9 protein-coding genes are annotated in these 13,762 nt (G+C 48.5%); 8 read left to right on the top strand and 1 reads right to left on the bottom strand.

Annotated features, from left to right (window positions below; genetic code table 11):
* Positions 1-94: 94 nt before the first annotated feature.
* The 7 genes from tgt to DXD02_RS04320 all read left to right on the top strand — a co-directional run bounded on the left by tgt (position 95) and on the right by DXD02_RS04320 (position 8,973).
* Positions 95-1,231: a tRNA guanosine(34) transglycosylase Tgt gene (tgt, locus tag DXD02_RS04355; RefSeq protein ID WP_117804425.1), complete on the top strand. Its 1,137-nt coding sequence runs from the start codon at positions 95-97 to the stop codon at positions 1,229-1,231.
* Between the two features lie 123 nt (positions 1,232-1,354).
* On the top strand, positions 1,355-1,699 hold the full coding sequence (yajC, locus tag DXD02_RS04350) for a preprotein translocase subunit YajC (protein WP_117509198.1): 345 nt from the start codon (positions 1,355-1,357) through the stop codon (positions 1,697-1,699).
* Between the two features lie 283 nt (positions 1,700-1,982).
* Positions 1,983-3,068: a 3-isopropylmalate dehydrogenase gene (gene leuB / locus DXD02_RS04340; RefSeq protein WP_117801683.1), complete on the top strand. Its 1,086-nt coding sequence runs from the start codon at positions 1,983-1,985 to the stop codon at positions 3,066-3,068.
* Positions 3,069-3,098: 30 nt separating this feature from the next.
* Positions 3,099-4,760: a dihydroxy-acid dehydratase gene (ilvD, locus tag DXD02_RS04335; RefSeq protein WP_117801682.1), complete on the top strand. Its 1,662-nt coding sequence runs from the start codon at positions 3,099-3,101 to the stop codon at positions 4,758-4,760.
* Positions 4,761-4,855: 95 nt separating this feature from the next.
* Positions 4,856-6,544: a biosynthetic-type acetolactate synthase large subunit gene (gene ilvB / locus DXD02_RS04330; RefSeq protein WP_117804397.1), complete on the top strand. Its 1,689-nt coding sequence runs from the start codon at positions 4,856-4,858 to the stop codon at positions 6,542-6,544.
* A 183-nt stretch (positions 6,545-6,727) separates the two neighbouring features.
* A complete protein-coding gene (serC, locus tag DXD02_RS04325; protein ID WP_117804398.1) occupies positions 6,728-7,810 on the top strand; it encodes a 3-phosphoserine/phosphohydroxythreonine transaminase in 1,083 nt (360 codons plus the stop codon).
* Positions 7,810-8,973 (top strand): phosphoglycerate dehydrogenase, encoded by a 1,164-nt coding sequence (locus tag DXD02_RS04320; RefSeq protein WP_117814389.1) that lies wholly within the window; start codon positions 7,810-7,812, stop codon positions 8,971-8,973. The genes serC and DXD02_RS04320 overlap by 1 nt, the downstream gene beginning before the upstream one ends.
* Positions 8,974-9,255: 282 nt before the next feature.
* Here the strand turns inward: DXD02_RS04320 and cysS are convergent, their stop codons facing one another.
* On the bottom strand, positions 9,256-10,704 hold the full coding sequence (gene cysS / locus DXD02_RS04315) for a cysteine--tRNA ligase (RefSeq protein ID WP_118594944.1): 1,449 nt from the start codon (positions 10,702-10,704) through the stop codon (positions 9,256-9,258).
* An 834-nt stretch (positions 10,705-11,538) separates the two neighbouring features.
* On the opposite strand from cysS, the gene DXD02_RS04310 reads away from it, so the two are divergent.
* Entirely contained in the window at positions 11,539-13,752 is a 2,214-nt protein-coding gene (locus tag DXD02_RS04310; RefSeq protein WP_117509191.1) for an ABC transporter substrate-binding protein, read from the top strand.
* Positions 13,753-13,762: the final 10 nt, after the last annotated feature.

The following is a 13,762-nucleotide window of genomic DNA, read 5'->3' as shown; positions in this document are numbered from 1 at the left end:
CATTGTCAAAAACAGATTTTGCCTGTATACTAAAAATAGTATGCCCTGCATGAAAACAGGAGGCAGGGATCATTGAGAAAGGATGAAAAGCGTTATGTATAAAATTCTGAAAATGGAAGGAAGAGCGAAGCGCGCCCATATGGAAACCGTGCACGGCAATATCGAAACGCCGGTATTCATGAATGTCGGAACTGCAGCAGCAATCAAGGGAGCTGTTTCCACCGAAGATCTCCAGCAGATCGGTACGCAGGTAGAACTTTCCAATACCTATCACCTCCATGTGCGCCCGGGAGATGAAGTCGTAAAGAAGATGGGCGGACTCCACAAATTCATGGTCTGGGACAAACCGATCCTGACCGATTCCGGCGGATTCCAGGTGTTTTCTCTGGCAGGCCTTCGGAAAATCAAGGAGGAGGGTGTCTATTTCCACTCGCATGTAGATGGAAGAAAGATCTTTATGGGACCGGAGGAGAGTATGCAGATCCAGTCCAACCTGGCTTCAACCATCGCGATGGCTTTCGACGAGTGCCCGTCGAGTGTGGCAGAGCGCCGTTATGTGCAGAACTCGGTCGACCGCACGGCGAGATGGCTGCAGCGATGCAAAAATAAGATGCAGGAGCTGAACCAGCGGGAAGACACGATCAACAAACATCAGCTTCTGTTCGGCATCAACCAGGGTGCGATCTATGAAGACATCCGCATCGACCATGCAAAACGGATTTCCGAGATGGATCTCGATGGCTATGCAGTCGGCGGTCTGGCAGTAGGAGAGAGCCACGAGGAGATGTACCATATTCTCGACGAAGTCGTTCCGTACCTGCCGAAAGACAAACCGACGTATCTGATGGGCGTTGGAACGCCGGCAAACATTCTGGAAGGCGTAGAGCGCGGCATCGATTTCTTCGACTGCGTATATCCGAGCCGGAACGGACGCCACGGCCACGTTTACACAAACCATGGAAAAATGAACCTGTTCAATCAGAAATACGAGCTGGATCCGCGTCCGATCGAGGAAGGCTGCCAGTGCCCGGCGTGCCGTCACTACAGCAGAGCCTACATCCGTCATCTGCTGAAAGCAAAAGAGATGCTCGGCATGCGGCTCTGTGTTCTGCACAACCTGTATTTCTACAACAATATGATGACAGAAATCCGGACCGCGCTGGACGAGGGCAATTTTGCTTCCTACAAACGGGCAAAACTCGCAGGATTTGAGGAATACGACAAAAAGTAATCGGGAAAGTATGAAATCTTTGGAAAATATCCGAAAAAGACTTGCCCATCGGTTCCGGATTGTGTATTATGATAGGTGTGTCTAAAGAACGGGATGTACTCTCGAATAACAGGAGGAAAGAAAATGTTTTTAGCAACAACAACAGCAGCAAACAGCGGTGTGATGAGCACTGGTATGTTAATTATGTGGCTGGTCATCATGTTCGGTATGATGTATTTCTTAATGATCCGCCCGCAGAAGAAAGAGCAGAAAAAACTGCAGGCAATGCTGAATGACCTCGCAGTCGGCGATGCAGTCATCACAACAAGCGGTTTCTACGGCGTAGTCATCGATATCACAGACGACGATGTCATCGTAGAGTTCGGAAACAACAAAAACTGCCGTATCCCGATGCGCAAAACAGCCATCACAGAGGTTGAAAAACCGGAGACAGCAGTCGTTGAAGAGAAAACAGAAAAGAAAAAATAATTTCACACGGCGAAAAGCCAGGAAAAACGCAGGTATTCAAAAAGAACGAATGCCTGCGTTTTTTTCGCCCCCGAAACTTCTTCGGCGGAACACGGCGAAAACGGGGAAAAATGCCGCGTATTTTTCTTTTAAATGGCAAAAAAGCAAAAAGATTATTGCGTTTCGTCCGATGCAAAGAAATTTCGTGTTGAAATTACTGGAAAAATGGCGTATAATTTAGAAATGCTATAGACGCAGAGAAAATAGAACGGTTTTTCAGCCGGAAGAAAAGAGGGAGAAAGATATGGAATACCGTATTGGATTAATTCACGGTGACGGAATCGGACCGGAAATTGTAAAGGAAGCAAAAAAAGTTCTGGACGCTGTCTGCGAGAAATATGGACATAAGTTTGAATATACCAACCTTCTGCTGGGCGGAGCCTCCATTGATGTGCACGGCGTGCCGCTGACAGATGAAACCATAGAAGAAGCAAAGAAATGCGACGCTGTCCTGATGGGCTCCATCGGAGGAGATGCAAAAACATCCCCATGGTACAAATTAAGCCCGGACAAGCGCCCGGAGGCAGGACTCTTAAAAATCCGGAAATCGTTAGGTCTGTTTGCAAACCTGCGTCCGGCTTACCTGTATCAGGAATTGAAAGATGCCTGCCCGTTAAAAGAAGAGATCATCGGCGAGGGCTTCGACATGCTGATTATGCGTGAGCTGACCGGCGGCCTGTACTTTGGAGAGCGCAGCACTGTAGAAGAAAACGGCATCCGGAAAGCAACCGATACGCTGACCTACAGCGAGACCGAAATCCGCCGCATTGCAATCCGTGCATTCGACATCGCCATGAAGAGAAAGAAAAAAGTAACGAGTGTAGATAAAGCAAACGTTCTCGATTCCTCCCGTCTGTGGAGATCCGTGGTAGAGGATGTTGCAAAAGATTACCCGGAAGTTACCTTAGAGCATATGCTGGTCGACAACTGTGCGATGCAGATCGTCCACAATCCGTGCCAGTTTGACGTCGTTCTGACCGAGAACATGTTCGGAGATATTCTTTCCGATGAGGCAAGTATGGTAGCAGGCTCGATCGGAATGCTTTCTTCCGCCAGCCTGAACGAGACAAAATTTGGTCTGTACGAGCCAAGCCACGGCTCTGCACCGGACATCGCAGGAAAGAACATCGCAAACCCGATTGCAACGGTTCTGTCCGCAGCCATGATGCTCCGCTATTCCCTGGATCTCGATCAGGAGGCAGAGGCAGTCGAAAATGCTGTACAGAAAATTTTAAAAGACGGATACCGCACCGTAGACATTATGTCTGAGGGATGTACCCAGGTATCTACATCCGAAATGGGAGATCTGCTGGTAAAAGCACTGGCATAAAACTGTAAGATAAGAAAAGAGGAAAAAATCATGAGAAGTGATGCTGTAAAAAAAGGAATCGCACAGGCGCCACAGCGTTCTCTGATGCGTGCGCTGGGTCTGACCGAAGAAGAAATGAAAAAACCGCTCGTAGGAATTGTAAGCTCCTACAATGAGATCGTACCGGGTCATATGAACCTGGATAAAATTACAGAAGCTGTAAAAATGGGCGTTGCCATGGCAGGCGGAACACCGATCGTGTTCCCGGCCATTGCAGTCTGTGACGGTATTGCCATGGGCCACATCGGAATGAAATATTCCCTCGTTACCCGTGACCTGATCGCCGATTCCACCGAGTGTATGGCAATGGCTCACCAGTTTGATGCACTGGTATGTATCCCGAACTGTGATAAGAACGTACCTGGCCTTTTGATGGCAGCAGCAAGAGTCAATGTTCCGACCGTATTTGTCAGCGGCGGTCCGATGCTTGCCGGCCATGTAAAAGGTGAGAAGAGAAGTCTTTCCAGCATGTTCGAGGCGGTTGGATCCTACGCAGCCGGAACTATGACAGAGGAAGATGTTTATGATTTTGAGTGCAATGCATGCCCGACCTGCGGTTCCTGCTCCGGTATGTACACGGCAAACAGCATGAACTGTCTGACCGAGGTTCTCGGCATGGGCTTGAAAGGAAACGGAACGATTCCGGCCGTATATTCCGAGCGTCTGCGCCTGGCCAAGAGAGCCGGTATGCAGGTTATGGAGCTGTTAAAACAGAATATCCGTCCAAGAGACATTATGACAAAAGAAGCATTCTTAAATGCGTTGACCGTCGATATGGCACTTGGATGTTCCACCAACAGTATGCTGCATCTGCCGGCCATCGCGCATGAGGCAGGCGTAGAGCTGAATCCGGAGATGGCAAATGCCATCAGTGAGAAGACCCCGAACCTCTGCCATCTGGCTCCGGCAGGATACCACTACATTGAGGAGCTGAACGAGGCCGGCGGTGTTTATGCCGTTATGAACGAGCTGAATAAACTGGGACTTCTGCACACCGAGTGCATGACCGCAACCGGAAAGACCGTTGGCGAGAATATCAAAGGCTGTGTCAACAAAAACCCGGAGATCATCCGTCCGGTAGAAAATCCATACAGCAAGACCGGCGGTATTGCTGTCCTGAAAGGAAACCTGGCACCGGATACCGCAGTCGTCAAACGTTCTGCCGTTGTACCGGAGATGCAGGTTCACGAAGGACCGGCCAGAGTCTTCGACTGTGAGGAGGATGCCATCGAGGCAATCCGCGGCGGCAAGATTGTGGCAGGCGACGTTGTTGTCATCCGTTATGAGGGACCAAAGGGAGGCCCTGGTATGCGTGAGATGCTGAATCCGACCTCTGCGATTGCAGGTATGGGACTTGGCTCTTCCGTAGCTCTGATTACAGACGGCCGTTTCTCCGGCGCATCCCGCGGTGCATCCATCGGTCATGTCAGCCCTGAGGCAGCAGAAGGCGGTCCGATCGCGCTCGTTGAGGAAGGCGACCTGATCCGCATCAATATTCCAGAGCACAAGCTGGAGCTTGCCGTATCGGATGAAGAGCTGGCACGCAGAAAAGCTGCATGGACTCCGAGAGAGCCGAAAGTAACCACAGGCTATCTGAAACGCTACGCAAAGATGGTTTCCAGCGCAAATAAGGGAGCCATTCTGGAGTTCTAATAGAAAAAAATCATATCAGCCGTCCGAACGTGCATTTTCATCGGATGGCTGATTTCATACACAAAGCCAAAAGATAAGGAAGGAATCATACAGACATGGAATTAACTGGATCACAGATTGTTATTGAGTGCCTGAAGGAGCAGGGCGTGGACACCGTGTTCGGCTATCCGGGGGGAACGATTTTGAATATCTATGATGAGCTTTACCGTCATCCGGAAATCCACCACATCCTGACCTCCCACGAGCAGGGTGCTGCCCATGCGGCAGACGGGTATGCGCGTGCGACCGGAAAAACAGGCGTATGTATGGCAACAAGCGGCCCTGGTGCGACAAATCTTGTCACTGGAATTGCAACTGCCTACATGGATTCCACCCCGATGGTAGCCATCACCTGCAACGTAGGAAAGGCACTGCTTGGAAAAGACAGCTTTCAGGAGATTGACATTGCAGGCGTTGCGATGCCGATCACAAAATACAGCGTGATTGTAAAAGATATCACGGTTCTCGCAGACACGCTGCGCCGTGCGTTTTCGATTGCAAAGAGCGGAAGACCGGGCCCGGTTCTGGTGGATATCACGAAAGATGTCACGGCGGCAACGTATGAATATGAGCCAAAGACACCGGAAGCAATCGCACCGTCTATCGAAAAAATCACAGAAGAAGGACTGGATCACGTTGTATCTCTGATTCGGGAGTCGAAAAAACCGTATATTTTCGTGGGCGGCGGCAGCATCATCTCAGGTGCGGCCGAGGAAGTGCGTGAACTGGCACACCATATACAGGCGCCGGTCTGCGATACCCTGATGGGAAAAGGCGCTTTCCCGGGAACCGATAAGCTGTACACCGGCATGCTCGGTATGCACGGAACAAAAACATCGAACTATGGCGTGACGAAGTGCGACCTGCTGATCGTGCTCGGTGCAAGATTTTCCGATCGTGTCACCGGAAACGCCGCAAAATTTGCAAACAATGCAAAAATCGTTCAGATCGATGTAGATGCGGCAGAAATCAACAAGAATGTTGTTGTCGAGTCGAGCATCATCGGAGACGTCAAAGAAGTCTTAAAACGCCTGAATGCGAAGCTGGAGCCGATGCATCATGACGAGTGGATTGCCGAAATCGAGGCAATGAAAGAAAAATTCCCGTTAAAGCATGAAGAAGGCCTTACCGGACCGTTCGTGATCGAGGAGATCTATAAGGCAACCGACGGCCAGGCTGTCATCACGACCGATGTCGGACAGCATCAGATGTGGGCGGCGCAGTATTATCGGTATACGAGCCCGAGAACCCTTTTAACCTCCGGCGGTCTTGGAACCATGGGATTCGGTCTTGGAGCTGCCATGGGCGCCAAAATGGGACGCCCGGACAAAACCGTTATCAACATCGCAGGCGACGGCTGCTTCCGCATGAATATGAACGAACTGGCAACCCTTTCGAGACATAACATTCCGGTGATCGAAGTCGTTGTCAACAACCATGTACTCGGTATGGTACGCCAGTGGCAGACACTGTTCTATGGAAAACGGTATTCCAACACTGTTCTGCAGGATCAGGCGGACTTTGTCAAGGTTGCTGAGGCGCTCGGCGTAAAGGGCATCCGTGTGACGAAGAAAGAGGAAATGGGACCTGCCATCCGTGAGGCGATTGCGAGCGGAAAACCGGCACTGATCGACGTATGGATCGACTGCGATGAAAAAGTATTCCCGATGGTTCCGGCCGGAGCACCGATCGAGGATGTCTTCGATGCAGAGGATCTGGCAAAAAAGGAACAAGAAAAGAATTGACATATTTCTAACAAAGAGGTATCATAGTTTCAACGTGGTAAAGTAATACCGTATTACCATATGAATTGCAGACTTGTAAGAAAAACTGCAATACAGGTACAAACGATTACAAGGAAAACCACCGGCATAGGAACGGTGGTTTTCCAGTAATATAAAGTAGCAAGAGAAACAGGAGGATGAAAAATGAGCAGAGTTTATAATTTTTCCGCAGGACCGGCAGTTCTGCCAGAGGAAGTGTTGAAAGAAGCCCAGGAGGAAATGCTGGATTACCGCGGATGCGGCATGTCCGTCATGGAGATGAGCCACCGTTCCAAAGTATTCCAGAATATTATCGATGAGGCAGAAGCAGACCTTCGCGATCTGATGGGAATCCCGTCAAATTACAAAGTCCTGTTTCTCCAGGGCGGTGCATCGCTGCAGTTTTCCATGATCCCGATGAACCTGATGAAAAACGGTGTCGCAGATTACATCGTAACAGGCCAGTGGGCAAAGAAAGCATACGCAGAAGCACAGAAATACGGAAAGGCAAACAAAATTGCCTCCTCTGAGGATAAAACATTTTCCTACATCCCGGACTGCAGCGATCTTCCGATCAGCCCGGATGCCGATTATGTTTATATCTGTGAAAACAACACCATTTACGGAACCAAATACAAAAAACTGCCGAATACCAAGGGCAAAACCCTGGTGGCAGATGTCTCCTCCTGTTTCCTCTCCGAACCTGTTAATGTCTCCGATTACGGCATCATCTACGGCGGTGTCCAGAAAAACATCGGACCTGCCGGAATGGTCATCTCCATTGTCCGTGACGATCTGATTACCGACGATGTCCTGCCGGGAACACCGACCATGATGAAATTTAAAACGCATGCAGATGCCGGCTCTCTGTATAACACGCCGAACTGCTACTGCATCTACATGTGCGGCAAAGTGTTCAAATGGCTGAAGAAAATGGGCGGACTGGAAGTCATGAAACAGCGCAACGAAGAAAAAGCAAAACTGCTGTATGATTTCCTGGATCAGAGCAAGCTCTTCAAAGGAACCGTTGTACCGGAAGACCGTTCTCTGATGAACGTTCCGTTTATCACCGGAAATGCAGATCTGGATGCAAAATTCGTCAAAGAGTCCAAAGAAGCCGGACTTGAGAACCTGAAAGGTCACCGTACCGTCGGCGGTATGCGTGCAAGTATCTACAATGCAATGCCGAAGGAAGGCGTAGAAGCACTCGTAGCCTTCATGAAAAAGTTCGAGGAGGAAAATCTCTAATGTTTCAGTATCATTGCTTAAATCCGATTGCAGGCGTAGGCCTTGCAAATTTTAATGAAAACTATCAGCAGAGTGAAAGCCTGGAGGGAGCCGATGCGGTTCTCGTCAGAAGTGCAGCCATGCACGGTATGGAGCTGCCGAAAAGTCTTCTTGCCGTAGCAAGAGCAGGAGCCGGTGTCAACAACATTCCGCTTGCCGACTGCGCAGAGCAGGGTATCGTTGTATTCAACACACCGGGAGCCAATGCAAATGGCGTCAAAGAGCTGGTGCTTGCCGGCATGCTGCTTGCATCCCGCGATATCGCAGGCGGTATTGAGTGGGTGAAGAGCGACAAAGAAGACGGCGACATTGCAAAGACAGCAGAAAAACAGAAAAAGAAATTTGCCGGCTGTGAGATCAGCGGAAAGAAGCTCGGTATCATCGGACTTGGCGCGATCGGTCAGCTTGTAGCAAATGCAGCAACCCATCTTGGCATGGAAGTATACGGATACGATCCGTACATTTCTGTCGATGCGGCATGGAATCTGTCCCGTGACATTCATCATATCCAGAACGTGGAAGATATCTACCGTACCTGCGATTATATCACCATTCATGTTCCGCTGATGGACAGCACAAAAGGTATGATTAACAAGGCAGCGATCGATGAGATGAAAGACGGCGTGGTTCTTCTGAACTATGCAAGAGACCTCCTGGTTGATGAGGATGCTGTTCTGGAAGCATTAAAGGCCGGAAAAATGAAAAAATATGTGACTGACTTTGCAAACCCGAAGGTAGTCGGCGCAGAGGGAACCATCGTTACTCCGCATCTTGGAGCATCGACCAAAGAATCCGAAGATAACTGTGCTGTCATGGCAGTTAAAGAAATCCGTGATTTCCTGGAGAACGGAAACGTCAAAAACTCCGTCAACTTCCCGAACTGTGATATGGGTGTATGCACAGGAGCAGGCCGTGTGACCATCTGCCATAAGAATATTCCTGGTATGCTGGGTGCATTTACCACCGTTATGGGTAACGCCGGTGTCAACATCAGCGACATGACAAACAAAGGTAAAGGCGATTACGCTTACACCATGATGGATCTGGAAAGCGAAGCAACAGAAGAGATCGTAAAAGCGCTGGAAGCAGTAGACGGCGTGTTAAGGGTTCGTATTATTAAATAAAGAAACAGCCATCCGAAAGAAACAAAAAAGGCGGTATCCGGAAAATGGATGCCGTCTTTTTTTCGATGCCATGCATCCGAAGGAAGCCGCAAGCAGCAGGTGAAAAAGCATAAAAAAGAGAACTGCCGCATCAGAGCAGTTCTCTTTGGAAGAAGTTTAATAGAAAGTGCAGCCGCGTTTTCACAGGTAATATACTGGTCGGTTGTTGCTTTCAGCACATGAAATTCCCTGTTTCCTTCGTAGGAAATGAAGAAGAAAATCAGAGTTCCTCTTTCGTGCAGATCAGATCCGTTTCCAGACGGCTCCGCCGCGTACATCAGCAACTTCAATGCCCTGGGCTTTCAGGTCATCGCGGATTTTATCTGCTTCTGCAAAGTTTTTGGCTTTTTTTGCCTCATATCGTTTCAGAACAAGAGCATCAATTTCCGGATCTCCTTCGCCGGTAATCTGATAGCCGGACGCGGTGGAAGCAGAAGTTGTCTTTGCAGCCTCTTTTCTCTTCGCATCTGCATGAGCGAGAAGGGAAAGACCGAGTACCTGATCGAAACTGTCGAGAAGCGCCAGCTTTGCAGCATCATGCATGTCTGCTTTTAACACATCGTACAGCGTTGTGATGGCAAGCGAGGTGTTGAGGTCGGCATCGAGCGCTTTCTGGAATTTCTCTTTTAAAGCAGTCATAGAAGCTTCCTCGGCCGGTCCGTCTTTCGGGTCTAAAGCGGCGATGCGGGCGATCAGCTTGTCGTAGGCAATTTTGGCGTTGTCCAGGTTTTCCCAGGTGAAGACAAGCGCCTTACGGTAATGAGACTGGAGGCAGAAGAAACGGTAGACGAGAGGATCATAACCTTTTTCCTCAAGAAGAGAAACGGTTAAAAACTCACCTTTCGATTTCGACATCTTTCCAGTCGATGTATTCAGGTGATGTACATGGAACCACTGCGGGCACCAGGCGTGGCCAAGATAGCTTTCGGACTGTGCGATCTCGTTCGTGTGGTGCGGGAATGCATTGTCTACGCCGCCGCAGTGCAGGTCAAGGTATTCGCCATTGTATTTCATGGAGATACCGGAGCACTCGATGTGCCATCCCGGATAACCGACGCCCCACGGGGAATCCCATTTCAAGGCCTGGTTCTCAAATTTGGATTTCGTAAACCAGAGAACGAAATCATTTTTGTTGCGTTTGTTTGTATCTTCCTCTACGCCCTCACGTACACCGACCGCGAGGTCATCCTCGTCGTGATCGTTGAATACGTAGTAGTGGTCGAGACGGCTGGTGTCAAAGTAAACATTTCCGCCGGCAAAGTAAGCGTAGCCGGTGTCCATCAGTTTTTCAATGATTCTGATATATTCGTCAATGCATCCCGTTGCCGGCTGTACGACATCCGGGCGCTTGATGTTCAGCTTTTTGCAATCCGCAAAGAATGCATCGGTGTAATACTGTGCGATTTCCATGACTGTTTTGTGCTCGCGCTTTGCACCTTTGACCATCTTGTCCTCGCCGGTGTCCGCATCGGAGCTTAAATGGCCGACATCGGTGATGTTCATGACACGGTTGACGTCGTAGCCTTCATAGCGGAGTGCCTTTTCCAGGACATCCTCCATAATATAACTGCGCAGGTTTCCGATGTGCGCAAAATGATAAACGGTAGGTCCGCAGGTGTACATTTCTACACGGCCCGGTGTGTGTGTCAGGAATTCAGCTTTTTTATGGGTTGCAGAATTATAAAGATACATAAAAGAAGTCTCCTTTTTTCTTTTCGTGCGGATACGGATGCAGAAGTGATGATACACAAGAAAGCAAAAAAGCGTCTGCTGTATCCGACAAGGATATCAGAGACGCCGCGTGCGGTGCCTGTTTTCCGTGTACTGCACTGGTTCCTTATTAAAATTAATATTAGCAGGATTTTTTTTTGCTGTCAATAGTCCGGAGACTGTCGAAGACAAAAAGTAAGAAAGTGATTTCGGTGTGAGCGGTCTTCATGGAAGGCTTTGCTTTGTAAAAGAAGGAAACGAAAGTAAAAAACGAAAGTAAAAAACGAAAGTAAAAAACAGTATGACGCTCTTAAATAAGAAGAAATGTGATTTTCAGAAGTCTGTTTTTGCGTCCGGCAGGATTCTTTCCCGGAGCAAAATCTGAAACAAATACAAAAAGACAGTGCTGCAGAACGCAAATGGAAAGAAACAATTATTTGTGTAATCTTTTTTTATTCTAAAACCGAAGAATACAGGAAAATAGAAAAACAGCATCAGAACAATACCCAAAAAGAGGAAAATAGAGGATTTTGATGACTTTAAATGCAGTTTATACACTTTTCTCCTGCATCGGATATTGACAAACAGAGAGAGTTCTGGTTATAATGAACCCAGTTGTTTTTGGACAAACGGACAAATGTACGGGCATGAGGGATGAAGAAAACAAATCTTGTTGGACGCATCTCCTTTTTGTACTATTCGTTTTGATGTGGTAAAGTGCCAAAATGAAAAACGGTGGAATGGCGAAGCCGTTCCGGTAAATGTCCGGATGATGCAAAAACAACGCGAATCCATGAAAGGAGTTAGGAAGAAATTATGAAAAGAAAAATTGTAAGCGCATTACTTGTTATGAGTATGACTGCAAGCCTGGTTGCCTGTGGAAATTCCGGCAGCGGAAGTTCTGATCCGGCGGATGAGAGTGTAAGCGTAAGCAGCAGCGCATCTTCCGAAAGCAATGCAAGCGCATCTGCAAGCAGTGAGAGCGAAGCCGAGGCAGAGGAGTCCGAAATGCCGGAAGGATACGACGAGACCAGCACAGAGCTCTATAACGAGGCACTGGGCGATTTCAACGATGCACTTGCTACTGCAAAGGAAGCAGAAACGGTGGATGAGAGATATGCCCTGATGGCAGTTGCCGAGGGAAAACTGATGGAGTCCGCCATGATGTACCCGCTCACCTCAAGAGGTGGTACGTACGCGATGTACAGAATGGCTCCGCGCACCAAGGACTATACCCTTTGGGGAAGCGATAAAGACCGTTATCATCAGTATGTTGTAACAACTGACTTTATCAAGGCAGAAGATTACAACGAGATGAGAGCAAAATGGGATGAGCTTAAAGGAACAGGAACCTATGAGAGCTGGGTAAAAGAATATCTGGCAGGAAAAGGTTACACCTTAAAAGACAGCTTCTCCATGCCGTATGCGAGCGATCCGGTAACATGGGACGGACTTGCAACTTCCCGTGCGGCAGATACCGATGCGATCATCAATACCTATGACGGACTGATGGAGTACGATGTAGAGGGAACTCTGCAGCCGGCACTGGCAGAATCCTATGAAGTATCTGATGACGGACTGACCTATACCTTCCACCTTCGTAAAGATGTAAAATGGACCGATTCCCAGGGACGTGAAGTGGATACTGTAAAAGCAGATGACTTCGTGGCCGGAATGCAGCATATGTGTGATGCACAGGGCGGTCTGGAATACCTGGTACAGGGCGTGATCAAAAACGTATCCCAGTACATCAGCCGTGAAGTTACCGATTTCGACGAGGTTGGTGTAAAAGCTGTTGATGACTATACCGTAGAGTACACACTGGAAGAGCCATGCAGCTACTTCATGACCATGCTTGGCTACACCATCTTCATGCCGATGAGCAGAAGCTACTATCAGTCCCAGGGCGGTAAATTTGGTGCTGAGTACGATTCCTCCGCAGCAGATTATCAGTACGGAAAAGATTCCAACTCGATCGCATACTGCGGACCGTACCTGGTAACCAACGCTACAGCGAAAAATACCATCGTATTTAAACTGAGCGATTCTTACTGGAACAAAGACAACGTAAACATTAAAACCCTGACCTGGCTGTTCAATGACCAGTCTGATGTTACCAAAATGTACACAGATGCAAAAGCAGGTACCGTTGACTATGTAAACCTGAACACCTCCACTATGGAGACAGCAAAATCCGAAGGTCTGTACGACCAGTACGCAGTAGTTTCAGATACCGATGCTACTTCTTTCATGGCATTCTACAATATCAACCGTACTGCGACTGCAAATGCCAACGACGGAACAACAGCAAAGAGTACAAAGTCTGACGAAGAAATCCAGAGAACGAACAAAGCGCTGCAGAACGTTCACTTCAGAAGAGCGATCAGCTTTGCAGCAGATCGTGGCGCTTACAATGCACAGCAGGTTGGCGAGGATCTGAAGTATACTTCCCTTAGAAATACCTTTACCCCGGGATATTTCGTAAGCCTGTCAAAAGACACTACCATTCAGATCAACGGAACCGACACAACCTTCCCGGCAGGCACCTACTATGGTGAAATCGTACAGAAACAGATCGACGCCGACGGCGTGAAGATCAAAGTATGGGATGCCGAAAACAAGACCAGCGATGGCTTTGATGGATGGTACAATCCGGAAAACGCAGTAGAAGAACTGAATACCGCAATCGAGGAGCTCGCAGAAGAGGGCATCACCATCGATGAGAGCAACCCGATCCAGATGGAATATCCATATCCGTCTGCAGTAGAAGTTTACACCAACAAAGCAAACTCCTACAAGAAATCAGTAGAGGCTGCCCTTGGCGGAAAAGTTGTGATCAATCTGGTTGATGCCGTAGACCTGGATGGATGGTACTATGCAGGATACTATGCAAACTATGGTTATGAAGCAAACTACGACGTATACGATGTCTCCGGATGGGGTCCGGACTTTGGTGATCCGTGCTCTTACCTGGATACCATGCTTCCGGACTACGAAGGATACATGACCAAATGTTTCGGTATCTTCTAATTTTGGAAAA

This window comes from Blautia sp. TF10-30, from assembly GCF_003481245.1.
Lineage (GTDB): Bacteria > Bacillota > Clostridia > Lachnospirales > Lachnospiraceae > Fusicatenibacter > Fusicatenibacter saccharivorans.
This window is presented reverse-complemented; position numbering and strand designations above follow the sequence as displayed.

Excerpts from the sequence above, each read along its gene's own strand:
- ilvD (WP_117801682.1), top strand. The coding sequence starts at position 3,099 with ATGAGAAGTGATGCTGTAAAAAAAGGAATCGCACAGGCGCCACAGCGT.
- tgt (WP_117804425.1), top strand. The coding sequence starts at position 95 with ATGTATAAAATTCTGAAAATGGAAGGAAGAGCGAAGCGCGCCCATATG.
- serC (WP_117804398.1), top strand. The coding sequence starts at position 6,728 with ATGAGCAGAGTTTATAATTTTTCCGCAGGACCGGCAGTTCTGCCAGAG.
- ilvB (WP_117804397.1), top strand. The coding sequence starts at position 4,856 with ATGGAATTAACTGGATCACAGATTGTTATTGAGTGCCTGAAGGAGCAG.
- cysS (WP_118594944.1), bottom strand. The coding sequence starts at position 10,704 with ATGTATCTTTATAATTCTGCAACCCATAAAAAAGCTGAATTCCTGACA.
- leuB (WP_117801683.1), top strand. The coding sequence starts at position 1,983 with ATGGAATACCGTATTGGATTAATTCACGGTGACGGAATCGGACCGGAA.
- DXD02_RS04310 (WP_117509191.1), top strand. The coding sequence starts at position 11,539 with ATGAAAAGAAAAATTGTAAGCGCATTACTTGTTATGAGTATGACTGCA.
- yajC (WP_117509198.1), top strand. The coding sequence starts at position 1,355 with ATGTTTTTAGCAACAACAACAGCAGCAAACAGCGGTGTGATGAGCACT.
- DXD02_RS04320 (WP_117814389.1), top strand. The coding sequence starts at position 7,810 with ATGTTTCAGTATCATTGCTTAAATCCGATTGCAGGCGTAGGCCTTGCA.